Below are 22,886 nucleotides of genomic sequence, written 5' to 3'. Positions count from 1 at the left end.
ACAGGCATCACTCATATGGGGGCGGCACCCACACTCTACGGAGTTGATGTGTGGCCGAGCCGGTGCAGGCGCAGCGCGAGCTGGATCTCCAGGGCGCGCTCCGGCTCCGACCAGCCCTCGCCGAGCAGCCTGGCGATGCGGTCGAGCCGCTGGGTGACGGTGTTGACGTGGATGTGCATGGCCTCGGCCGTACGGGAGGGGGAGGCTCCGGTGCCGAAGTAGGCGGCGAGCGTGTCGGCCAGCGCGGTGCCCCGCCGGGCGTCGTAGTCGACGACCGGGCCGAGCACCGAGCGCACGAAGCCCGGCACGTCGCGCTCCTCGCCGATCAGCAGGCCGACGAAGCCCAGCTCGGCGGCGCCGGCGCCGTCTCCGGCGCGGCCGAGGGCGATGAGCGCCTCCGCACAGCGCCGCGCCTCCCGGTAGGCGGTCGCCACGTCTCGTGACCCGCCGCCCGCCGGTGACGCGCCCGCGGTCGCGGGCGCGCCGAGCGAGGCGCTCAGCTCGGCCGCCACGCGGCGCGCCAGGTCGCCGGCGTGGTCGCCCGGCAGCAGCAGCACGACCTCGTCGGCCCGGCCCGCGGCCAGCCCGTGACGGACCGCCGCCTGCGACGAGGCCCAGAACACGGCCCGCTCGCGCTGCCCGTCGTGCCTGACCGCCACCACGACGTGCGGGGCGCCCAGGTCCACGCCCAGCCGGCGCGCCCGGTCGGCCAGCCCGGGCGTGCCGGGCCGGGAGATCAGGTCGTCGAGCAGCTCGCCGCGGACCCGCCCCTCGGCCTCCGCGACGCTCCTGCGGAACAGCAGCAGCAGCGCGCAGACCAGCGCCGCCCGTTCCAGGATGCGCTCGTCGGCGTCGTCGCTGCGCAGGACCAGCGTGCACAGGGGCTCGCCGCCGACGTCCACCGACGCGATGAGCAGGTCGGCCCGGCGCACGGTACGGCCCAGCGCCCGCGACGCCTGTGCCGCCTCGAACACGCCCACGTCCAGCTCGCCCACACCACCGTCGCGCGGGCCGGCGATCGGCCTGCCGAGGTCGTCGAGCACCACCAGCGACCCGCCGAGCACGTCGGTCACCACGGCCGCCACGTCCTCGATGCCGCCGCCCCGCAGCACCAGCGAGGTCATCCGGTCGTGTGCCAGAGCGGCTCGTTCGACCGCCTCGGCGTGCTCCCTGGCGGTGCGGTGGGCGCTGGACAGCTCCTCCAGCGCGTTGCGGGTCTCCTGCAGCAGCCGGGCGTTGTCGATGGCGACCGCCGCGTGCGCCGCCAGGCTGGCCAGCAGCGACACCTCCTCCTGGTGGAACGGCCGGGCGCTGCGGTTGGCGGCGAACAGCACCCCGATCACCCGCTGGCCCAGCCGCAACGGCACGCCCAGGATGGCGACGAGGCCCTCCTCCAGGACGGCCTCGTCGATGTCGTCCTTGTGGTGGAAGCGGGCGTCGGCGAAGTAGTCGGCCGTCGAGTACGGCACCGCCGTCTGCGCCACCAGACCGCCCAGCCCGGCGCCCATGGCCAGCCGCAGGGCCCGGAACTTCGCCGAGATCGACCCGTCGGTGACCCGCATATAGGTGTCGCCCCGCTCCGGGTCGTGCAGGGTGAGGTAGGCCGTGTCGGTGGCGAGGAGCTGCCTGGCCCGGTGCACGATCGCCTCCAGCACCGCGTCCAGGTCGCGCAGCGCCGCCAGGTCGCCGGCCGTGTCGTACAGCGCCGACAGCTCCGCCTCGCGCCTGGCCCGGCGCCTGAGCAGCGCCCGCACCCGGAGCGCCTCGACCTTGGCGCGTTCGAGTTCCTCGATCGTGGCCGGATCGGCGCCCGCCGCCCTGGCCTCGACGATCGGCCCCTCGAACTCGACGGCGGACGCCTCCCTGGCCAGCAGTTCGAGGAAACGCCTGCTCATGGCCTCCACTCCGTGGAGGCGGCGCGCCTGCCGGGGAGCGCTCGCCGGGCCACTACCGGGCCGTCCAGCCGCCGTCCACCGGCAGGGAGACGCCGGTGATGAACGAGCCGTGCGGCCCGCACAGGTAGGCCACCAGCTCGGCCACCTCCTCCGGCTCGATCAGCCGCTTGACCGCCGCGGGCTGGAGCATGATGTCCTCCACGACCTCCTCCGGGGCGATGCCGTGCACCCTGGCCTGGCCGGCGATCTGCCCCTCGACGAGCGGGGTGCGCACGTAACCGGGGCACACGCAGGTCGAGGTGACGCCGTGGGGCGCCCCTTCCAGGGCCACCACCTTGGAGAAGCCTTCGAGCGCGTGCTTGGCCGTGGTGTAGGCCGACTTGTACGGCGAGGCGCGCAGCCCGTGCACCGACGAGATGTTCACGAACCGGCCCCAGCCCCTGGCGTACATGCCGGGCAGCACCCGCCGGGCGATCAGGAACGGCGCCTCCACCATGACTCTCAGCATGCCCGCGAACACCTCGGGCGGGAAGTCCTCGATGGGCGCGACGTGCTGGAACCCGGCGTTGTTGACCACGATGTCGGCGTCCGGCGGCAGGTCGCCGGCGAAGTCCGGATCGCCCAGGTCGGCCACGACCGCGCTGCCCCCGATCTCGGCCGCCACCTTGCCGGCCGCCTCCGCGCTCCGGTCGACGACGACCACGGTCGCGCCGCCGGCGGCCAGCCGCCGCGCGCACGCGGCGCCGATCCCGCTGCCGCCTCCCGTCACCAGCGCGGTCCGCCCCATCAGCTCCTTCGCCATGCCCCGACCCTAAGCTTTCGGCGACACGGGCAGCATGGCGGCGGACGACATAGATCGATCCTCCGCTATGTGGGCGACCGTGGCTGGTACGCTGACGGCATGACCGCGTATCCGCTCCTGTGGTGGCCCGCCTCCTAGGCGGACCCGCAGCGCATACGCATCCCGGCCGCCTCGACGAGGCGGCCGTCGGCATGTCCGGGCGCCCCCCGTCGAGACCTCGACACACGAAAGGGCGTACTCGTGACCACCACCTGGCCTTCGCTGCTTTCCACCCTCCTCGACGGCGGTTCGCTCACCTCCCGGCAGGCCGCCTGGGCGATGGAGCAGATCCTCACGGACGCGGCGACGGACGCCCAGATCGCGGCGTTCGCCGTGGCCCTGCGCGCCAAGGGCGAGACCGTGGCCGAGGTGGCGGGGCTCGCCGACGGCATGCTGGCCCACTGCTCGGCCATCAGGATCCCCGGAGACACGGTGGACCTGGTCGGCACCGGCGGCGACCGCGCCGGCACCGTGAACATCTCCACGATGGCCGCCGTCGTGGCCGCCGCCGCCGGCGCCCGCGTCGTCAAACACGGGGGCCGGGCGGCCACGTCCTCGACCGGCGCGGCCGACGTGCTCGAACGGCTCGGCGTGCGCATCGATCTGCCGCCCGGCGCGGTCGCCCGGGTCGCGGAGGAGGTGGGTATCACGTTCTGCTTCGCGGCGGCCTTCCACCCCGGCTTCAGACGGGCCTCGGGGCCGCGCCGGGAGCTCGGCGTCCCCACGTTCTTCAACTTCCTCGGCCCGCTCACCAATCCGGCCCTGCCCTCGGCGCAGGCCGTGGGCGTCTCCGACGCGCGGATGGCGCCCGTCGTGGCCGGCGTGCTCGCCGAACGCGGCAGCTCGGCCCTCGTCTTCCGCGGCGACGACGGCCTGGACGAGCTCACCACCACGGGCCCGTCCACGGTCTGGGTGGTGCGGCGCGGCACGGTCACCAGCACCGGCTTCGACCCGGCCGACCTCGGCCTGCCGCGTGCCCGGCAGGAGGACCTGCGAGGCGGGGACGCCGCCCGCAACGCGGCGGTGGCCCGGGCGGTGCTGGCGGGGGAGCCGGGGCCGGTGCGCGACATCGTGCTGCTGAACGCGGCGGCCGCCCTGGTCGCGGCCGACGGCACCCCAGCGGCCGCCGCGCTCACCGAGGCCCTGGCCGCGGCGGTCAAGCGCGCGACGGACGCGATCGACTCGGGCGCCGCGGCGGCTCTCCTCGATCGCTGGGCCACGGCGACCACCTGCCGGCGGTGACGCCCGCCCGCCGGTGGGGCCCTCAGCGTTCGAGCACGATGGCCAGCCCCTGGCCGACGCCGATGCACAGGGCGGCCAGGCCGGTGCCGGAGCCCGCCTCGGCGAGCTGGTGGGCGACGGCGCCGGTGATGCGCGCACCGGAGGCGCCCAGGGGGTGGCCGAGTGCGATGGCGCCACCGCGCGGGTTGACGATCGACGGGTCGAGGTCGGGCAGCTCGGCCAGGCAGCCGAGCACCTGGGCGGCGAACGCCTCGTTCAGCTCGGCGACGGCCAGGTCGCCGAAGCCGCGGCCGGCCTTCGCCAGCGCCTTCCTGCTCGCCTCGACCGGGCCGAGGCCGAAGTAGCGGGGTTCGAGCGCGCTGACGCCACTGGCGGCGATCCTGGCCAGCGGCTCCCGCCCGCCGAGCCCCGCCTCGTCGGTGAGCAACAGTGCCGCCGCGCCGTCGCTGAGCGGGGAGGAGTTGCCCGCGGTCACCGTGCCGTCCCGGCGGAAGACCGGCCTGAGCCGGGCCAGCGCCTCCACGGAGGTGTCCTCGCGGATGCCCTCGTCCCGGGACACCTCGCCGACCGGCGTGATCTCCCGCTCGAACGAGGCCTTGGCCGCCTTCTGGTGGCTGGCCAGGGCGAAGGTGTCCTGCTCCGCGCGGGTGATGCCGTGCCTGTCGGCGATCAACTCGGCCCCCTCGCCGAGCGGCACGGTGTGCTCCTCCGGCATCCGCGGGTTGACCAGGCGCCAGCCGAGCGTGGTGGAGACCAACTCCTGGCCGCCCGCAGGGAAGGCCCGGTCAGGCTTGGGCAGGACCCACGGGGCGCGGGTCATCGACTCCACGCCGCCGGCGACCACCGTCGAGGCGTCGCCCATGGCGATCGCCCGGTAGGCCTGGACGACGGCCTCCATGCCGGAGCCGCACAGCCTGTTGACCGTCGCGCCGGGCGTGGTCACCGGCAGCCCGGCGAGCAGCGCGGCCATACGGGCGACGTTGCGGTTCTCCTCACCCGCGCCGTTGGCGTTGCCGAGGATCACCTCGTCGGCGTGGTCGAGGCCGGTGCGCTCGGCCAGCGCCCGGACGACGTGGGCGGCCAGGTCGTCGGGGCGCACGCCGGACAGCGCGCCGCCGTACCTGCCGATCGGGGTCCTGACCGAGTCGACGATGTAGACGTCCTTCATGCGATCACCTTCGCTGCTGTACGGTCGCGCAGCCCGGCCACGTCCACGCCGGGCGCGGTCTCCACGAGCACCAGCCCGCCGGCGGTCACGTCGAGGACGCCGAGGTCGGTGATCACGCGGTGGACGCACGCCTTGCCGGTGAGCGGCAGCGAGCACTCTTCGACGATCTTGGGTGTGCCGTCCTTGGCCACGTGGTCCATGACGACGATCACCCGGCGGGCGCCGTGGACCAGGTCCATCGCCCCGCCCATTCCCTTGACCAGCCTGCCGGGGACCATCCAGTTGGCCAGGTCGCCGCGGGCGGACACCTGCATGGCGCCGAGCACCGCCACGTCGATGTGGCCGCCGCGGATCATGCCGAACGACAGCGCGGAGTCGAAGAAGGACGCCCCGGGCAGGACCGTGACGGTCTCCTTGCCCGCGTTGATCAGGTCGGGATCGACCTCGTCCTCGGCCGGGTAGGGGCCGACGCCGAGGATGCCGTTCTCGGAGTGGAGCACCAGGTCCACCTCCGGCGGCAGGAACGACGGGATGCGGGTGGGGAGCCCGATGCCGAGGTTGACGTAGTCGCCGTCACGCAGCTCGGCCGCGGCCCTGGCGACCATCTCGTCCCGTGACCAGCTCATGAGGCCCGCACCGTCGCCCGTGCCGTCGCCCGTGCCGGAGGCGCGGAGACCGTACGCCGTTCGATGCCCTTGTCGGCGGCCTGCTCGGGGGTGAGCGCCACCACCCGCTGCACGAACACGCCGGGCAGGTGCACCTCGTCGGGGTCCAGCTCGGTCAGCTCCTCGACCTCGGCGATCGTGATCCGACCGGCCATCGCCGCAACGGGGTTGAAGTTGCGGCTCGACTTGCCGAACACCAGGTTGCCGTGCCGGTCACCGCGCGCCGCGCGCACCAGGGCGAAGTCGGTGGTGATGCCGCGCTCCAGGACGTACTCCACGCCGTCGAACTCGCGCACCTCCTTGGGCGGCGCGGCGACGGCGATCGAGCCGTCGGGGGCGTGGCGCAGCGGCAGGCCGCCGTCGGCGACCGGTGTGCCGACGCCTGCGGGGGTGTAGAAGGCGGGGATGCCGCACCCGCCCGCGCGCAACCGCTCGGCGAGGCTGCCCTGCGGGGTCAGCTCCACCTCCAGCTCGCCCCCGAGGTACTGCCGGGCGAACTCCTTGTTGTCGCCGATGTAGGAGGCGGTCACCCGGGCGATGCGCCGGGCGGCCAGCAGGACGCCGAGGCCGCCCCCGTCGACGCCGCAGTTGTTCGACACCACGCTGATGCCGGTGACCCCTGTGTCGTACAGGGCCCGGATGAGCACGTTGGGGATGCCGCCGAGGCCGAAGCCGCCGACCGCGAACGAGGCCCCGTCCCACACGTCGGCCAGCGCCTCCTCGGCGGTGGCGATCACTTTGCTGGTCCGCACGACGCTCCAGGTGTTCGTATAGTGAACTTAAGTTCACTACTCTCGCCGAGTATGCGCGGCACCGGCGATCCCTGTCAAAGTGCTGTCCATCTAGTACGAGGCGAGTACGAGGCGAGTACGAGGCGAGTACGGGGCGAGGACGAGGAGGACGGATGGAGCCGGCCGGCACCTTCGAACGCGGCCTGGCCGTGCTGCGCGTCCTGGCGGCCGACCCCGGGCGGCGGATGCGGGCGACCGACCTGGTGCGCGCGACCGGCCTGGCCAGGTCCACGGTGGACCGCGTCGTGGCGACCCTGGCCACCCTCGGTCACCTGCGGGTGGAGGACCGCGACGTGCTCCTCGCCGGGCCGCTGATGGCGCTGGGCGAGGCCTACCTCTCCTGCGGCGGCCTGGTCGAGACCTTCGGGCCGCACGCGGACGCCCTGGCCGAGGCGCTGGACGAGACGGTCTCGCTGGCCGTCCCGGACGGCGACGGGGTGCGGCTCGTCGGGCTGTTCGCGCGGCGGCGCACGATGTCCATCGCGTTCCGGGTCGGCGACCTGCTCGCCGCCGACCGGGGCGCGGCGGGGCCGGCCCTGTTCGACGCGCCCGCGCCGTGGGCCGAGGACGACCAGCAGATGGAGCCGGGGCTGATCGCGGTGGCGATGCCGGTGCGCGACGGCGACGGCAAGGCGGTCTGCGCGATCAGCGTCGTCAGCCACACCAGCAGGCACACCCTCGCCGGGCTGCGCGCCCACGCCCTGCCCCGGCTCCGAGACACGGTCGCCGCGATGGAGACCACGCTGACCGGGCTGACCGCGCCGACCACGCTGACCACCACCCCGGCCACCCCGGCCACCCCGGCCACCCCGGCCGCCTCCGCTCCGGCCGCCCCGCTCGCCTCCACGGCGGACACCGTGGCCGCCTCCGAGGCCGCCTCCGTGGCCGACTCCTTCCGCGCCACGAAGGAGGAGCTGGGGGCCGCCTACCTGCAGTCCCTGGCCCGCGGCCTGGCCGTGCTCGTGGCCCTCGGCTCGGCGCGCGGCGGGCTGACCCTCGCGGGCGCCGCCCGGGTGACCGGCCTGCCCCGGGCCACCGTCCGGCGGGCGGTCATCAGCCTGGAGCGGCTGGGATACGCGGCCGCCGAGGGCACCAGGTTCGTGCTGCTGCCCAGGGTGCTGGAACTGGGCTACGCCCACCTGTCCGCGCGGAGCCTCGGGGAGATCGTCCACCCGCACCTGGCCGACCTGGTGGCGCGCGTCCAGGAGTCGGCGTCGGTCGCGACCCTCTCCGGCGACGACGTCGTCTACGTGGCCCGGGTGCCCACCCGGAGCATCATGAGCGTGGACATCACCGTCGGCACCCGCTTCCCCGCCTACGCCACCTCGATGGGCCGCGTCCTGCTGGCCGGCCTGCCCGACGAGCGGCCGGCAGCGATCGGCCCGAAACCGCTGACCGCGCACACGCTCACCACACCCGGCGAGCTGGCGGCGGCCGTCCGGCGGGCCCGCGCCGACGGCTACGCGCTGGTCGACCAGGAGCTGGAGGAGGGCGTCCGGTCCATCGCCGCTCCCGTCCGGGACCGGGGCGGGCGGGTGGTCGCCGCGGTCAACGTGGCCGCCCACGCAGGCCGCGTCACCGCCGACGAGCTGGTGCGCGACGTGCTGCCCGTCCTCACCGAGACCGCCGCCAGGATGACGGCGGATCTCGCCCACATCCGCCGCCCCCTGCCGTAGCCGCGCCGCCCGGGCGCCTAACCGGCGGGGCGGGTCATGGCGAGGACGTCGAGAACCGCGTCGAGCTGGGCCTCGGTGATGGTGCCGTCGGCGACGTGGCCGCGCTCGACGACCACCTCGCGGATGGTCTTGCGCTCGGCCAGGGCCTGCTTGGCGATCCGGGCGGCCTCCTCATACCCCACGTACCGGTTGAGCGGGGTGACGATCGACGGCGAGGACTCCGCGTACTCGCGCAGCCGCTCCTCGTTGGCCGTGATCCCCGCCACGCAGCGGTCGGCGAGCAGCCGCGACACGCTCGCCAGCAGCCGCACGGACTCCAGGACGTTGCGCGCGATCACCGGAAGCTGCACGTTGAGCTCGAACGTGCCCGAGGCGCCCGCGAACGTGATGGCGGCGTCGTTGCCGATGACCTGCGCCGCGACCATCGCCGTGGCCTCCGGGACGACCGGGTTGACCTTGCCGGGCATGATGGACGAGCCGGGCTGCAGGTCGGGGAGGTTGATCTCGGCCAGGCCGGTCCGGGGTCCCGAGCCCATCCAGCGCAGGTCGTTGGCGATCTTGTTGAGGGAGACGGCGACCACCTTGAGCTGGCCGGACAGCTCGACGATGGAGTCCTGGGCGCTCTGGGCCTCGAAGTGGTCCAGCGCCTCGACGAAGGGGATGCCGGTCGCCTCGCGCAGCTTGGCGATGGCCTTCTCGGCGAAGCCCGGCGGGGTGTTGATGCCGGTGCCGACGGCGGTGCCGCCCAGCGGCAGCTCCAGCACGTGGCCGAGCGCCGACCGCACCCGCACCACCCCGTGCTCGATCTGCGAGGCGTAGCCGCCGAACTCCTGCCCCAGCGTCACCGGCGTGGCGTCCATCAGGTGCGTCCGGCCCGACTTCACCACCTGGTCGAACTGGATGGCCTTGGCCTGCAGCGCCGCCGCCAGGTGTTCGAGAGAGGGCAGCAGGTGGTAGGTCACCTCGGTCGCCGCCGCCACGTGGATCGAGGTCGGGAAGACGTCGTTGGACGACTGCGAGGCGTTGACGTGGTCGTTCGGATGGACCGGACGGCCGAGCCGCTCCTGGGCGAGGTGGGCGACCACCTCGTTGGCGTTCATGTTGGAGGAGGTGCCGGAGCCCGTCTGGAAGACGTCGATCGGGAAGTGGTCGTCGTGCTCGTTCTCGGCGACGTCGGCCGCGGCCTGCGCGATCGCCTCGGCCATGTCCTTGTCGATGACGCCCAGCTCGCCGTTCACCTCGGCGGCCACCGCCTTGATCAGGCCCAGCGCGGCGATGTGTGACGGCTCCAGCGGCCGTCCTGAGATCGGGAAGTTCTCCACGGCCCGCTGGGTCTGCGCGCGCCACCGGGCACCGGCCGGCACGCGCACCTCACCCATCGAGTCTTGTTCGATGCGGAACTCGCTCATGCCCCCAGTCTGTCCCACGGCGGCCCGGTCAACCGGACGACGCCACCGCCACGATCACGATGGCCATCACCACGGCCACCGCGGCGGCGATGGCGAGGATGAGCAGGCCCTTGCGGTTGTCGGCGGGACGCTGCTCGGGACCGGCGATCGCGAACAGGTCGGTGCCGAGGCCGTGGGAGTCGGGGCGCTCGGGCCGCGGCTCGTGCGGGGGGCGGGCGCCGTACGGGAGCTGCGGGCCGGGCGGGCGCGCGCCGGGCGGCGCCTGGTGCGGAGCGGTGGGCCCGGACCGGGCGCCCGGGTGGCCGGCCGGCGGCGCGGGCAGCGGGTAGACCTGCTGGCCGGGCGAGCCGATGGGATTGCGGTGCACCTGCACCCGCCGCGTGGTCATGGCCCCCTCGTCGTGGGGCGGCTGGGGCGGCGAGGCGGGAGGCCGCTGCGGCGCTGCGGGGGGCGGCATCGGGGACTTGGGACGCATCACGCTGACGGTCCGCTCCGGGTCCCACTCCTCGCCGCCCTGTTGCCCGGGCCCGTCGCCCGGCGGCCGGCCGCCGGGGGCGTCGGCCGGGCGGGGGAGCCGCGCGGCGTCGGGCCGGGCGTGCGGAACAGTGCCAGGACCACTGCCAGGACCACTGCCAGGACCACGCGACGCCGGCTCCTGGCCGGGTGGGAAGGCGCCCGGACCTCGGGGTGCCTGTCCGGGCGGGAGACCGCCGGGGCCGTGCGGTGCCTGTCCGGGCGGGAGGGCGCCAGGGCCGTGCGGGACCGGCTCGGGTCCGTGCGGGCCGGCGGGGCCGGGCCGCGGGGGGCCGCCGTACCGGCCGCCCGGCTCACCCTGCTGGTGACCGCCCGGCGCCGCCGCCGGGTTCGGGCCCGCGTACGGCGGGGCGGCGGGCACGCCGTACGGCGAACCGGGCCCGGCGGGTTGTCCCGCGGGGGGAGGCGGGCCCCCGACGGCGGGGGGAGCGCCGGCCGGGCGGGCGGCGCCCGGGACGGCGGGGGGTGTGTGCCTGGCATCGGCCACGGACATCTCCTGTTCCGGCAGGGCCTCGCCCGTGATGACAGGCATCTCGCTGGTCGGCGTGTCGGCGACCATGCGCAGCATCGTCTCCGCCTGGGCCGCGCTCAGGCGCTGCTTGTGGTCCTTGTTCAGCAGCCCGTTCAGCACCGGCCGGAGCTGCCCGGCCTGCGTGGGCGGGTCGGCGTTCTCGCTCAGCAGCGCGGCCAGGGTCTCCGCGATCGAGGACCGCTCGAACGCCGGACGCCCCTCGACGGCGAAGTAGAGCGTCGCGCCGAGCGACCAGATGTCGGACTCGGGGCCCGTGTAGTCGCCGCGCGCCCGTTCGGGCGCGGTGTAGCCGGGCGAGCCGATCACCATGCCGGTCCTGGTGAGCCGGGAGTCGCCCTCGGCCCGCGCGATGCCGAAGTCGGTCAGCACCACGCGGCCGGTCTCGGTGATCAGCACGTTGGCGGGCTTGACGTCGCGGTGCGTGATGCCCTGCGCGTGCGCGGCGCGCAGCGCGCCGAGCAGGTCGACGCCGATCTCGGCCACCAGCCGGGGCGGCAGCGGACCCTCCTCGTCGATCACCTGCTCCAGCGAGCGCGCCTCGACCAGCTCCATGATGATCCACGGGCTGCCCTCGTGGATGAGCACGTCGTGGATGGCCGCCACGGCCGGATGGCTGATGCGGGCGGCCAGGCGGCCCTCGCGCACCATGCGCTCGCGCAGCTCGGTCCGCTGCTCCTCGGTGAGGCCCGGGTCCTGGCGGATCTGCTTGACCGCCACCTCGCGCCCCAGAGCGCGATCGTGAGCACGCCACACGGTGCCCATCGTCCCCCGCCCGAGCGGTGAGATGAGCTCGTAGCGCTCTGCGAGCAGGCGAGTCTGGTGTTCCGGCATGAGAAGAAGATATCGATTCTCGCTTGGGAAGTGCTTTACCCGCGCTTGCGAAGTTCTCGAGGCCAGAACCGCCTAGGAAGGAACATCTTTATCAGCGCCGCCTTCACGCGGGCGTAAACGGACAGCGCGGGGTGAGGTTCGACGCGCCGGCGGTGCACGCCCTCACCGGGCCTGCGCTCCTGCCGCGGCGGCGGCACGGGCTGGGGCCGCGGGGCGAGGGGGGCGCGTGCCGGGGTCGAGCCGTTGGACAGGGCCGCCGCCGTCGCCTCCGCCCTGTGCAGGCCGCGGTGCGCGGGCCTGCGCGTGAAGGAGGGGGCCGAGATCACCGATCCCGGACGCGCGGACCTGCGGGGCGTGAGCGGCTCCTCCGCCGAGCCGCCGGCAGCCACGCGGGCCAGCATGAGCGAGGCCCGGACCGAGTCGAGCCTGGTCTGCGGGTCGATGCGGAGCAGCGCGTCGAGCACCGGGGCGAGCGGCCCGGCCTTGGTCATCGGGATCGGCTCGCCGCTGGTGAGCGCCGCCAGCGCGGCCGCGGCCGTGCGGCGGCCGTGCAGGCCCCTGCCCTCGACGGCGGTGTAGAGGGTCGCGCCGAGCGACCACAGGTCGCCGGCCGGGCTCGCCTTGGAGCCGAGCACGCGCTCTGGAGCGATGTAGCCGGCCGAGCCGAGCACGATGCCGGCCTGGGTGATGGAGACGTCGCCCTCCAGCGCCGCCAGCCCGAAGTCGGTGAGCACGGCCCGATCCTCGGTCACCAGCACGTTGCTGGGCTTGACGTCGCGGTGCAGGATGCCCTTGGCGTGCACTGCGCGCAGCGCGCCGAGGATCTGCCGGCCGATCTCCGCGGCCCGGCGCGGCTGGAGCGGTCCGTCCTGCTGGATGAGCTGCTCCAGGGACCTGGCCTGGAGCAGCTCCATCACGATCCACGGCCGGTCGTCCTCGGTGACGACGTCGAAGACGGTGATGACCGAAGGATGGGCGACCATCGCGGTCGCCCGGCCCTCGCGCTCGGTGCGGGCGCACAGCTCGGCGCGCAGCTCCTCGTCGAGCACGGCCGGCAGCCGGACCTCCTTGACCGCGACGTGGCGGTCGAGCAGCTCGTCATGCGCCCGCCAGACGGTGCCCATGCCGCCGCGACCGACCGGTTCGAGAAGCCGGTAGCGCGCGGCGAGGAGGTAACCGGAGGGCGCACGCATGCCTGGCAGCTTACCTATTCGTGTAAACCGACCAGTAGAGGCCGGGCCGATAAAATGTTGCGAATCTGAGTCAACCCGCCTGACTCGTCACGTCAGTAAAGCGGGCTGCCACATCCGTCCAGTCGACCAGGTCCCAGAGTTTGTGCACATAGTCGGGTCGCACGTTGCGGTACTGCAGGTAGTAGGCGTGTTCCCAGGCGTCGAAGACGAGCAGCGGAGTGGTGTTCATGCCGACGTTGCCGTGGTGGTCGTAGACCTGCTCGACCACGAGCCGGCGGCCGAGCGGCTCCCAGGCCAGCACGCCCCAGCCGGAGCCCTGCACGGACGCCGTCGCGGTGGTGAGCTGCTTCTGGAACGCCTCGAACGTGCCGAAGTGCTCGTCGATGGCGTCCGCGAGCGCCCCGTCGGGCCGGTCGCCCCCGTCGGGGGAGAGGTTGCGCCAGAAGATCGAGTGCAGCACGTGGCCGGACAGGTTGAAGGCGAACGTCTTCTCCAGGCCGACGAGGTTGCCGAACTCGCCCTTGTCGCGGGCCTCGGCGAGCCGTTCCAGCGTGTCGTTGGCGCCCTTGACGTACGCGGCGTGGTGCTTGGCGTGGTGCAGCTCCAGGATCTCGCCGGTGATGGCGGGCTCCAGAGCCGCGTAGTCATAGGGCATGTCGGGAAGGGTGTAGTCCCCCATGGGGCCTCCTTGTGGATCTCGCTACACCTGCCGACACTATTGCAACTGATTCGCACCTGCATCAGTCTTGCGACCTAGGACCCTGGTTGGACAGGATGGCGAGGGTCAGTTGGGTCCCGTCGGCGCGGGCGGCCCGCCGCCGCTCGCGCCGATGCCCGTTATTTCATTAATCGTGCGCTTTGCGTAGTTCGTCGGATTTAGTGTCCGGTTTCATCGCGTACTGCGTCTCAATGCGCGGACGAGGAGGTTAAACGGGTGGCATGCTGGCGACAGACGTTACTGACAGGAACTCTGGGCTTCGCCAGCGAGTTGTAAGGGTCACGTAAGGGGGCGAGCGCAGTGTGAGGGTACGAAAAGGCAACCCCCTGCGGCCGGCGGGAAAGTGTCGGTGCCGGTCGGCACGATAGGGGGATGCGCCAGCGACCATGACGGCTTCAGCCGAAGGACGTGATGAGGATGCGCCAGACCCGGATCAGTCCCCGGCCGCCCCGCAAGCCGAGCGGTGCGTCGCTGGACCTGCGCACGCCGTCAGGGCGTCCGCTGCCCTTTTGAGACCCGCACTACAGGAGCGTCAGCTGAGAGGTGCACGATGTGCAGTCACGTTCCCACCTGTCCCACCGCCGCCTCGCCCGACCGTGAGGCGTCCCACGTGATCGCGGCCCACCCCGACCAGGGCTGGAGCCTGTTGTGCAACGGTGTCGTGCTGTTCGACGACACCGGCCTGCTGCTCCCCGACGGCACCATCGTGGCGCCTCACCGAGCCCCGGTCGCCGCCTGACCTCACCCTTCAGCCGCCCGGCACGAAGGCGGCCCCACGCGAAGGCGGCCCTGCCTCCGGCATCCCCGCGCGAGCGGACACCCGCCTGGACGCGACCGTACGGCCGGTGACGCCCAGGCGGCCGGACGAACGCCGGTCAGCGGCGGCCGATGCTCAGCACCGGGCCCGTGCGGTCGGTGAAGAAGTCGTCACCCTTGTCGTCCACCACGACGAACGCGGGGAAGTCCTCGACCTCGATCCGCCACACCGCCTCCATCCCCAGCTCCGGATACTCCAGGACCTCCACCTTCCTGATGCAGTCCTGCGCCAGCCGCGCCGCGGGCCCGCCGATGGAGCCGAGGTAGAAGCCCCCGTACTTCTGGCAGGCGTCCGTCACCTGCTGCGACCGGTTGCCCTTGGCCAGCATGACCATCGAGCCGCCGGCGGCCTGGAAGCGCTCGACGTAGGAGTCCATGCGGCCCGCGGTGGTCGGGCCGAACGAGCCGGAGGCGTAGCCCTCGGGCGTCTTGGCCGGTCCGGCGTAGTAGACGGCGTGGTCCTTGAGGTACTGCGGCATCTCGCCGCCCTGGTCGAGCAGCTCGGCGATCTTGGCGTGCGCGATGTCGCGGGCCACGACGAGCGGACCGGTGAGGGACAGGCGCGTCTTGACGGGACAGCGCGTGAGCTGGGCGAGGATCTCGGGCATCGGGCGGTTGAGATCCACCCGGACGACGTCGTCGGAGAGCTGCTCGGAGGTGGTCTCGGGCAGGAACCGGGCCGGGTCGGTCTCCAACTGCTCCAGGAACACCCCCTCGGCCGTGATCTTCGCCAGGGCCTGCCGGTCGGCCGAGCAGGAGACGGCGATGGCCACCGGGCAGGAGGCGCCGTGGCGGGGGAGCCGGATGACGCGGACGTCGTGGCAGAAGTACTTGCCGCCGAACTGGGCGCCGATGCCGAGCTTCTGGGTCAGCTCGAAGACCTTGGCCTCCATCTCCAGGTCGCGGAAGCCGTGCCCGGAGGGCGAGCCCTCGGTGGGGATGGAGTCGAGGTAGCGGGCGCTGGCGTACTTGGCCGTCTTCAGGGCGTACTCGGCGGACGTGCCGCCCACGACGACCGCCAGGTGGTACGGCGGGCAGGCCGCGGTGCCGAGGGAGCGGATCTTCTCCTCCAGGAAGGCCAGCATGCGCTTCTCGTTGAGCACCGCCTTGGTCTCCTGGTAGAGGAACGACTTGTTGGCCGAACCGCCGCCCTTGGCCATGAACAGCAGCTTGTAGGCGTCGGCGTGGCCGCCCGGGTCCTCGGCGTACAGCTCGATCTGGGCAGGCAGGTTGGTGCCGGTGTTCTTCTCCTCCCACATGGTCAGCGGCGCCATCTGGGAGTAGCGGAGGTTGAGGCGGGTGTAGGCGTCGTAGACGCCGCGCGAGATGTGCTCGGCGTCGCGCCCGTCGGTCAGCACGTGGCGGCCCCGCTTGCCCATGACGATGGCGGTGCCGGTGTCCTGGCACATGGGCAGCACGCCACCGGCCGAGATGGAGGCGTTCTTGAGCAGGTCGAGCGCGACGAACCGGTCGTTGCCGCTCGACTCCGGGTCCTCGATGATCCTGCGGAGCTGGGCGAGGTGCGACGACCGCAGGTAGTGGGAGATGTCGTGCACGGCCGTCTCGGTGAGCAGGCGCAGCGCCTCGGGCTCGACCTCCAGGAACGTGCGGCCCGCCGCCTCGACCTTCCGCACCCCCTCCGAGGTGATCAGCCGATATGCGGTCTCGTCGGCACCCAGTGGGAGAAGGTCGCTGTAGTCGAACTCGGCCATGCCCATCCTTTCGGTCTCCCAAAGAGTACGCCCACCCGCCCGCGGGCCCGTACCCGCCGGGGAACCGGCCTCAGGTGGCGGCCAGGGAGACCCGTCCGGGCGGCGGCGCCGTGAGGCCCACCGCGATGCCGGCGATCACCAGGCCGGCGCCGAGCAGGTCGTAGCCGGAGGGCGTCGCGACGCCCAGCACGAGCCCCGTGACGATGGCGCCGAGCGGGATGAGCCCCGCGAACAGCCCGGCCCGGCCGGGTCCCAGCTTCGGCAGCGAGGTGTACCAGAGGCAGAACGCCACCACGGTCACCACGATCGCCAGGTAGCCGAACCCGGCCGCCTCGGCGAACGTGGGCATCCGGAGCGCACCGGTCCCGTCCTGGACCAGCCCGATCGCGGCCAGCGACGGCACGGCCAGCACGGTCGAGTAGGCGCTGACCCGCATCGCCCCGAGCTTGGGCAGCAACGGGATCGCCAGCAGAGAGAAGCCGATCTCCCCGGCGAGCGCGCCGAGCGCCCACAGCAGCCCGGCCGGGGTGCCGCTGCCGAGCCCGGTCGCCAGCGTGGCCCCGGCCACGACCACGCCCGCCCCCGTCAGCAGCCGGGGCGCGGGCCGCCCGCCGGCCAGCGCCAGGGCCAGCGGCACGGTGCCGAGCACGGTGCCGACCAGCGCGGGCCCCGAGGCGCGCGCCGACTCGACGACGCACACGTTGAAGATGACCAGGCCGAGCAGCGACAGGGCGCCCAGCAACGCCCACTCCTTCCCGGTCAACCGGACGAACCGCAGTCCCAGCGCCCGCGTCACGGCGAGCAGGACGACGGCCGCCACCAGGTAGCGAACCGCCTGCCCGCCGTACACGGGGTAGTCCTTGACCAGCCCCGACACGCCTGCCAGCGTGCCCACGAGGAACATCGCGCTCGCCGCGCCCGCCACACCGCTTCGCATGGAACTTCTCATGGAACGGGATGCTAGGGAGAGAATGGTTCAGTCAAACAGGCCAATCCCGTAGCGGATGAGAGGACCAATATGGCCGATCTGTACGTGCCGATAGACCACGCGCGGGGCGGCATCGCCGGGCAGATCGCCGTCGCGCTGCGCGACGCGGTCCGCCACGGCCGCCTGGAGCCGGGCCGCCGGCTGCCCGCCAGCCGCGACCTCGCCGCCGACCTGGGCGTGTCGCGCGGGGTGGTCGTGGAGGCGTACGAGCAGCTCGTGGCGGAGGGGTTCCTCGTCTCGCGCGTCGGGTCGGGCACCCACGTGGCGCCCGCCGCCGCCCGCACGCCCGCCCCCTCCCCGGCCACGACCGCGCCCACCGGCGCGGACCGGACCTTCTACGGGCATCGCGCCACCTCGCCCGACCTCGGCCACTTCCCGAGGGAGCGCTGGCTCGCCTCGCTCAGGCACGCCGTGACGGCCATCCCCTCCGACGCCTTCGACTACGGCGACCCGGGCGGTGTCCCCGAGCTGCGCGAGGAGCTGGCCGGCTACCTCAGGCGGGTGCGGGCCGCCGACGTGGACCCGGCCAACCTGGTGATCGTGGGCGGCGTGGCTCAGGGGCTCAGCCTGGTGCTCCACGTTCTCACCCAGCGGGCGGGCGGGCTGCCCCTGGCTGTGGAGGACCCGGCCAGCCACCGGCAGGTGCCCCTGCTGCGCCGGGCGGGCGCCCGCCTGCTGCCCGTCCCGGTCGACGACGAGGGCGTCGACGTGGCCGCCCTGCGGGACCGGCCGGCGAGGGCGGCGCTGGTCACCCCCGCCCACCAGTACCCGACGGGCGTCGTGCTCTCGCCGGGGCGGCGGGCCGCGCTCGTGGAGTGGGCGCAGGACACCGGCGCGACCGTCCTGGAGGACGACTACGACGCCGAGTTCCGCTTCGACCGCGACCCGGTCGGCTGCCTGCAGGGCCTGGCCCCCGGCCACGTGGTCCTGTCGGGCAGCGTCAGCAAGGCCCTGGCTCCCGGGCTCAGGCTGGGCTGGGTGGCGGCCCCCGCCGAGCTGGCCGAGGCGGTGCGACGGGCCCGGGGCGAGCTGGACCTCGGCTCCCCGGTGGTCGAGCAGTACGCGCTGGCCCACTTCCTGCGCACCGGCGGCTACGACAAGCACCTGCGCCAGATGCGCCGGGAGTACCGCCGTCGCAGGGACGCCCTGGTCGGAGCCCTGGCCGAGCACCTGCCGCAGGTCCGGGTGCGGGGCATCGAGGCGGGCCTGCACGCCTACCTCGACCTGCCCGCCGGCTGGGACGAGGGCCGGACGGCCGAGGCGGCGCGGGACCTCGGCCTGGTCGCCGAGCCGGTCGGGCCGATGCGCTTCACGCCGGGCGGTCCGGCGGTGGTCGTCGGCTTCGCCCGGCTGCCCGCGCACCGGGCCGAGGAGTCCGTTATCGGGCTAAAGGTAAGAATGTCAGGACAAAATATTGACTGAGCGAGCGCGTCTCGCTTAGAAAGAAAGCCATCACCCCTTGGAGGCGCCATGCGTGTCGGACTGCTGGGCCTGGGCCGGATCGGAGCGTTCCACGCGGCCACCCTGGCCGCCCACCCCCTGGTCGACGAGCTGATCGTCGCCGACCCCGTGCGCACGTCGCCGCACGGCCGGCCGGGCGACCCGTTCGACGCCGACGCCGTGGTCATCGCCACCCCGACCAGCACCCACGCCGAGCTGCTCATCGAGGCCTGCCGAAGGGGCGTGCCCGCGTTCTGCGAGAAGCCCGCGGCGGTCGGCGTCAAGGAGACCCTGGAGGTGCTGGCCGCCGACCGCGACGGCCGGGTGCGGATCGGCTTCCAGCGCAGGTTCGACGCCGGATACGTGAGCGCGGCCGCCGCGCTGCGCGCCGGCGAGCTGGGGGAGCTGCACCGCGTCCACGTGATCACCGCGGACCCCGCGCCGCCGCCCGCCGCCTACATCCCGCTGTCCGGCGGCATCTACCGCGACTGCCACATCCATGACTTCGACATCCTGCGCTGGGTGACCGGCCGCGAGGTCGACTGGGTGTACGCGGCGGGCGCCAACCGGGGCGCCGCCTTCTTCCGCGAGGCGGGTGACGTGGACAACAGCGCCGCCCTGCTCGGCCTCGACGACGGCACCCTCGTCACGCTCCAGGGTTCCCGCTACAACGGCGCCGGCTACGACGTGCGCATGGAGCTGGCCGGCACCAGGGGCACGCAGGTCGTCGGCCTCGGCCCCCGCGCCCCCATGCGCTCCACCGAGGGCCTGCAACCGCCGGGCGAGCCGTGGCCCGACTTCGTGACCCGCTTCCGGCAGGCGTACGTGGACGAGATCGACGGCTTCCTGCGCGGCGACCCGCGCCTGTGCTCGGTCGAGGAGGCGCTGGCCGCGCTCCACGTCGCCGAGGCCGCCGAGCTGTCGCGCCGCGAGGGCCGCCCCGTCCAGGTGGCGGAGGTGCGGGCATGAGACTGGCCGGAGCGCCCATCTCGTGGGGCGTGTGCGAGGTTCCCGGCTGGGGCCACCAGCTCGACCCCGAGCGGGTGCTCGGCGAGATGCGCGAGCTGGGTCTCACCGCGACCGAGCTGGGTCCCGAGGGGTTCCTGACGCCCTCGCTCATCGCGTCGTACGGGCTGGGCGCCGTGGGCGCCTTCGTGCCCGCAGTCCTGCACGACCCCGGCCACGACCCGCTGCCCGGCATCCCGGAGGTCGACGGCATGCTGGTGCTGGCCGCGGCCACCGGCCGTGACGGCTACGACGCGCGCCCGGTCCTCGACGAGACCGGCTGGGCCGCCATGCTGGCCAACCTCGACCGGATCACCGCCGAACGCGGCCCCGGCGTGGCCCTGCACCCGCACGTCGGCACCATGGTCGAGACCCGCGACGAGGTGAGCCGGGTGCTCGACGGCAGCGCGGTTCCGCTCTGCCTGGACACCGGGCACCTGCTGATCGGCGGCACCGACCCGGCCGAGCTGGTGCGGCAGGCCGCCGGCCGGGTGTCGCACGTCCACCTGAAGGACGTCGACGCGCGGCTGGCCGCCCGCGTCTCCGGCGGGGAGCTGACCTACACCCAGGCGGTGCGCGCGGGCGTGTACCGCCCGCTCGGGCAGGGCGACGTGGACATCGCCGGCATCGTGGCCGGACTCGACGCGAGCGGCTACCAGGGCTGGTACGTCATGGAGCAGGACGTCATCCTCGCCGGCCCCGATGACCGTCCCGTCGACGACGTCCGGACCAGCCTCGCCTACCTGCGCTCGCTGGCCTGACCGCGTCCCGTGACCGCGGGCTCGAAGCCCCTGGCCAGCACCACGATCACGGCCGCCAGCACGAGCGGCGCCGCGAACGCCACCCGCATGTCGGCGGCGTCCGCAATGCCGCCGACCAGGGCCGCGCCGACGATGAAGCCGACGTAGTTGAACAAGTTGACCCGCGCGATGGCCACGCCCGTGCCCGCCGGGTCCAGCCGTCCCGCCGCCGAGAACGACTGCGGGGCGACCACCGACAGCCCCACCCCGGTCAGCCCGAACGCCACGATGGTCAGCGGCTGGTTCGGGGCCAGCACCACGCCGAGGAACCCCAGGGTCGCGATGGCGCCGCCGATCCTGACGATCGCCGCCGGGCCGTACCTGCGGACCGCGAAGTCGCCGCCGAGCCGGACGGCCAGCGTCGCGCCCTGGTAGGCGGCGTAGGCGAGCGGGACCACCTCGCGGCTCGCCGCCATGACGTCCTGCATGAAGACGGTGCTGAAGTTGGACACCGCGGCGTCGCCGACGTACAGGAAGCCCATCGCCAGACAGAGCGGGATGATCGGCCGCCACGGCTGCCGGCCGGTGACGGTCGCCGTGGACGCCTCCACCTTCTCCTCCTGGAGGGTGCACAGCCGCGGCCCGGCGTACAGGCAGGCTGCCACGGCCAGCGCCATCGGCACGCCCATGATCACGGCCAGGTCGAGCTCGGCCGCCGCCGACGCCCACAGCGCTCCGGCCAGGCTGAACACGCTCCACATGCTGTGGAAGCCGTTGAGCACGGCCCGGCCGTACCTGCGCTCGACCGCCACGCCCTGCATGTTGATGCCCGCGTCCACCGCGCCCACCGCCAGGCCGAACAGCAGCAGCGCGACGAGCAGCACCGGCACGTCCGGGGCGATCCCGGCGAGCACGACGGCCGCCGCGACGGCGGGCTGGGCGACGCGCAGCATGAGCTTGCTGCCCCTGCGGTGGGCGAACGAGCCCGCCGCCAGGCTGCCCACCCCGGCGAAGACCGGCACGACGAGCAGCAGCAGCGTGAGCGAGCCCTCGTCCAGCCGATGCTTGTCCTGCAGGGTCGCGGTCTGGACGAGCAGCGTCGCGAACGACAGGCCCTGCACGGCGTAGGCGACGAACGTGGCGATGCGTGCCTGGCGGTCGCGGGGGGACGACACGGAGGCCTCCAGGTGGGGGGTCAGGCAAAAGGTGAGGCGCGGTCAGGTTATTGGGTGGACCGGTTCCCCCGCCAGGCTCCTACCGTTCGGATTCGGCGGCGACGGGGGCGAGCACCTGCTGCCGTCCCGCCACCGGATGCCTGCGGGCCGCGAACACCCCCAGCGCCACCAGCGCGGCCACCTCGGTCACCGCGAGCCCCCGCTCCACCAGCCCGAGAGGCATGACGCGATACCACGGCAGCCCGTTCCGCGCTCCCACCAGCACCATCGCGCCGATGCCGACCACCCACAGCACCGAACCGAGGCCGAGCGCGAAGGCGACGAGCGCGTGCCGGCGCCGCTCGGCGTGCCGCCACGGACGGGCGATGATCACCGCTGCCAGGGGCAGGCTGAGGAAGGCGACCAGACTGCCCGCCCGATGGATGCTGCCGCTCACGCTGGGCCCCACCGACCAGTCGTGCTTGGGGAAGTACGCCACCGCGAACAGCCCGACGCTCCAGGCCATCAGCGCGACCGTGCCGAACACCCCGGCCAGCCGCGTGCGCACCAGCGAGACGCCGATCGCCACCGACCCCGCGGCGAGCAGCGCCACGGCCACGCCGAACACCCAACCCTGGTCACCCAGGCCGTGCTCGCTGATGGTCCGGCGCAGCGGGTTCGTCCGGTCCAGGCCGGCCAGGTCGAGAGCGGCGATCACCGCCACGCCGGTGCCCACCGCGCCGAGTCCCCATCGGGCCGCCTGATGCACGAGCACCCTCCCACGAGATCGAAGCTCTTTGGGGGATGAACGGTGCGAAGACCCGGCCGATTCCGCTGATTGCAGCGAAGGCCGGTTATCGTCAGAAGTGTGAACGAGCGCCAGGGTTCTTGGCTGCCCCGCCTGCAAGAGGTCGGAGAGCGGCTCGCCGAGGAGTGGATCACCGCGCGCCGCCCGCGGTCCGATGCTCCGGCGCCACGCGAGCTGCGCGCCTCCGACGACGACCGCGAGCGCATCGCGCAGGTGCTCCAGGCCGCCCACGCCGACGGCCGGCTCACGATGGAGGAGTTCGAGGAACGGCTCGGCACCGTCTACGCCGCCCGCACGCTCGGCGAGCTGGCCGGCGTGACCGCCGACCTGCTCCCGGCCGAGGAGCAGCCGCTGAAGCTCGACGGCCGGCCGGTGTCGGCGTTCTTCAGGAAGGAGCAGCGCGAGGGCCGCTGGGTGGTGCCGGCCGAGCTGGACGTGACCGCGATGTTCGGCACGACCAGGCTTGACCTGCGCGACGCCATCCTGCAGAACCACCGCGTCGTCATCAACGCCACGCTCGTCTTCGGCGGGCTGGAGATCCACGTCCCCGAGGACCTCGAAGTGGTGCGCGTCACCAAGGACAAGACCGTGCGGCTCAACAAGCAGCCGACGGAGCCGGGCGCGCCGGTCGTCGAGGTCCGCACCAGCAACTTCGTGGGCGAGGTCAAGGTCAAGGAACCGCCCCGGCGCAAGCGCCGCCGCTGACCCGGGGCGGCCCGTGGGAACTC

20 protein-coding genes are annotated in these 22,886 nt (G+C 73.6%); 7 read left to right on the top strand and 13 right to left on the bottom strand.

Annotated elements, in window-relative coordinates; translation table 11 throughout:
• Positions 1-35: 35 nt before the first annotated feature.
• A complete protein-coding gene (locus tag FHU36_RS07470) occupies positions 36-1,895 on the bottom strand; it encodes a helix-turn-helix domain-containing protein (RefSeq protein WP_185083028.1) in 1,860 nt (619 codons plus the stop codon).
• Positions 1,896-1,947: 52 nt separating this feature from the next.
• On the bottom strand, positions 1,948-2,697 hold the full coding sequence (locus FHU36_RS07465; RefSeq protein ID WP_185083027.1) for a 3-hydroxybutyrate dehydrogenase: 750 nt from the start codon (positions 2,695-2,697) through the stop codon (positions 1,948-1,950).
• A 240-nt stretch (positions 2,698-2,937) separates the two neighbouring features.
• Here FHU36_RS07465 and trpD point away from each other — a divergent pair, with 240 nt between their 5' ends.
• Positions 2,938-3,978: an anthranilate phosphoribosyltransferase gene (gene trpD, locus FHU36_RS07460; RefSeq protein WP_185083026.1), complete on the top strand. Its 1,041-nt coding sequence runs from the start codon at positions 2,938-2,940 to the stop codon at positions 3,976-3,978.
• Positions 3,979-4,000: 22 nt separating this feature from the next.
• On the opposite strand, the gene FHU36_RS07455 is transcribed toward trpD, so the two are convergent.
• Genes FHU36_RS07455 through FHU36_RS07445 form a run of 3 tightly spaced genes read right to left on the bottom strand, consistent with a single transcriptional unit; the run spans position 4,001 to position 6,563 of the window.
• Positions 4,001-5,146 carry a thiolase family protein gene (locus FHU36_RS07455; protein WP_185083025.1) on the bottom strand — a complete coding sequence of 382 codons (1,146 nt, stop codon included), beginning with the start codon at positions 5,144-5,146 and terminating at the stop codon, positions 4,001-4,003.
• Positions 5,143-5,772 (bottom strand): CoA transferase subunit B, encoded by a 630-nt coding sequence (locus tag FHU36_RS07450; protein WP_185083024.1) that lies wholly within the window; start codon positions 5,770-5,772, stop codon positions 5,143-5,145. The genes FHU36_RS07455 and FHU36_RS07450 overlap by 4 nt, the downstream gene beginning before the upstream one ends.
• Positions 5,769-6,563 carry a CoA transferase subunit A gene (locus FHU36_RS07445; RefSeq protein WP_185083023.1) on the bottom strand — a complete coding sequence of 265 codons (795 nt, stop codon included), beginning with the start codon at positions 6,561-6,563 and terminating at the stop codon, positions 5,769-5,771. The genes FHU36_RS07450 and FHU36_RS07445 overlap by 4 nt, the downstream gene beginning before the upstream one ends.
• A 152-nt stretch (positions 6,564-6,715) precedes the next feature.
• On the opposite strand from FHU36_RS07445, the gene FHU36_RS46230 reads away from it, so the two are divergent.
• On the top strand, positions 6,716-8,278 hold the full coding sequence (locus FHU36_RS46230; RefSeq protein ID WP_185083022.1) for an IclR family transcriptional regulator domain-containing protein: 1,563 nt from the start codon (positions 6,716-6,718) through the stop codon (positions 8,276-8,278).
• Positions 8,279-8,295: 17 nt separating this feature from the next.
• On the opposite strand, the gene FHU36_RS07435 is transcribed toward FHU36_RS46230, so the two are convergent.
• The 4 genes from FHU36_RS07435 to FHU36_RS07420 all read right to left on the bottom strand — a co-directional run bounded on the left by FHU36_RS07435 (position 8,296) and on the right by FHU36_RS07420 (position 13,456).
• Positions 8,296-9,687 (bottom strand): class II fumarate hydratase, encoded by a 1,392-nt coding sequence (locus tag FHU36_RS07435; protein WP_185083021.1) that lies wholly within the window; start codon positions 9,685-9,687, stop codon positions 8,296-8,298.
• Positions 9,688-9,715: 28 nt separating this feature from the next.
• On the bottom strand, positions 9,716-11,584 hold the full coding sequence (locus FHU36_RS07430) for a serine/threonine-protein kinase (RefSeq protein ID WP_185083020.1): 1,869 nt from the start codon (positions 11,582-11,584) through the stop codon (positions 9,716-9,718).
• Between the two features lie 35 nt (positions 11,585-11,619).
• Positions 11,620-12,777, bottom strand: coding sequence for a serine/threonine-protein kinase (locus FHU36_RS07425; protein ID WP_185083019.1), 1,158 nt, complete (start codon positions 12,775-12,777; stop codon positions 11,620-11,622).
• A gap of 70 nt (positions 12,778-12,847) precedes the next feature.
• A complete protein-coding gene (locus tag FHU36_RS07420) occupies positions 12,848-13,456 on the bottom strand; it encodes a superoxide dismutase (RefSeq protein ID WP_185083018.1) in 609 nt (202 codons plus the stop codon).
• A 589-nt stretch (positions 13,457-14,045) separates the two neighbouring features.
• On the opposite strand from FHU36_RS07420, the gene FHU36_RS07415 reads away from it, so the two are divergent.
• Positions 14,046-14,234 carry a DUF5999 family protein gene (locus tag FHU36_RS07415; protein ID WP_185083017.1) on the top strand — a complete coding sequence of 63 codons (189 nt, stop codon included), beginning with the start codon at positions 14,046-14,048 and terminating at the stop codon, positions 14,232-14,234.
• A gap of 136 nt (positions 14,235-14,370) precedes the next feature.
• Here FHU36_RS07415 and FHU36_RS07410 read toward each other — a convergent pair whose 3' ends face one another.
• Positions 14,371-16,023, bottom strand: a complete 1,653-nt coding sequence (locus FHU36_RS07410; RefSeq protein ID WP_185083016.1) for a fumarate hydratase — start codon at positions 16,021-16,023, stop codon at positions 14,371-14,373.
• Between the two features lie 70 nt (positions 16,024-16,093).
• A complete protein-coding gene (locus FHU36_RS07405; protein ID WP_246501991.1) occupies positions 16,094-16,972 on the bottom strand; it encodes a DMT family transporter in 879 nt (292 codons plus the stop codon).
• A 69-nt stretch (positions 16,973-17,041) separates the two neighbouring features.
• On the opposite strand from FHU36_RS07405, the gene pdxR reads away from it, so the two are divergent.
• From pdxR to FHU36_RS07390, 3 genes are read left to right on the top strand one after another with little or no spacing between them, the layout of a single operon-like run.
• Positions 17,042-18,433, top strand: coding sequence for a MocR-like pyridoxine biosynthesis transcription factor PdxR (pdxR, locus tag FHU36_RS07400; protein ID WP_185083015.1), 1,392 nt, complete (start codon positions 17,042-17,044; stop codon positions 18,431-18,433).
• Between the two features lie 48 nt (positions 18,434-18,481).
• Entirely contained in the window at positions 18,482-19,420 is a 939-nt protein-coding gene (locus FHU36_RS07395) for a Gfo/Idh/MocA family protein (RefSeq protein ID WP_185083014.1), read from the top strand.
• A complete protein-coding gene (locus tag FHU36_RS07390) occupies positions 19,417-20,217 on the top strand; it encodes a TIM barrel protein (protein WP_185083013.1) in 801 nt (266 codons plus the stop codon). The genes FHU36_RS07395 and FHU36_RS07390 overlap by 4 nt, the downstream gene beginning before the upstream one ends.
• Here FHU36_RS07390 and FHU36_RS07385 read toward each other — a convergent pair.
• Positions 20,196-21,371: an MFS transporter gene (locus tag FHU36_RS07385; protein WP_185083012.1), complete on the bottom strand. Its 1,176-nt coding sequence runs from the start codon at positions 21,369-21,371 to the stop codon at positions 20,196-20,198. The genes FHU36_RS07390 and FHU36_RS07385 overlap by 22 nt on opposite strands.
• Positions 21,372-21,450: 79 nt before the next feature.
• Positions 21,451-22,125, bottom strand: coding sequence for a DUF998 domain-containing protein (locus FHU36_RS07380; RefSeq protein WP_185083011.1), 675 nt, complete (start codon positions 22,123-22,125; stop codon positions 21,451-21,453).
• A 93-nt stretch (positions 22,126-22,218) separates the two neighbouring features.
• Between FHU36_RS07380 and FHU36_RS07375 the strand changes: the two genes are divergently transcribed.
• Positions 22,219-22,863, top strand: coding sequence for a DUF1707 SHOCT-like domain-containing protein (locus tag FHU36_RS07375; RefSeq protein ID WP_185083010.1), 645 nt, complete (start codon positions 22,219-22,221; stop codon positions 22,861-22,863).
• Positions 22,864-22,886: the final 23 nt, after the last annotated feature.

The sequence above is a fragment of the Nonomuraea muscovyensis genome (assembly GCF_014207745.1).
In the GTDB taxonomy this organism is placed as follows: Bacteria; Actinomycetota; Actinomycetes; order Streptosporangiales; family Streptosporangiaceae; genus Nonomuraea; species Nonomuraea muscovyensis.
This window is presented reverse-complemented; position numbering and strand designations above follow the sequence as displayed.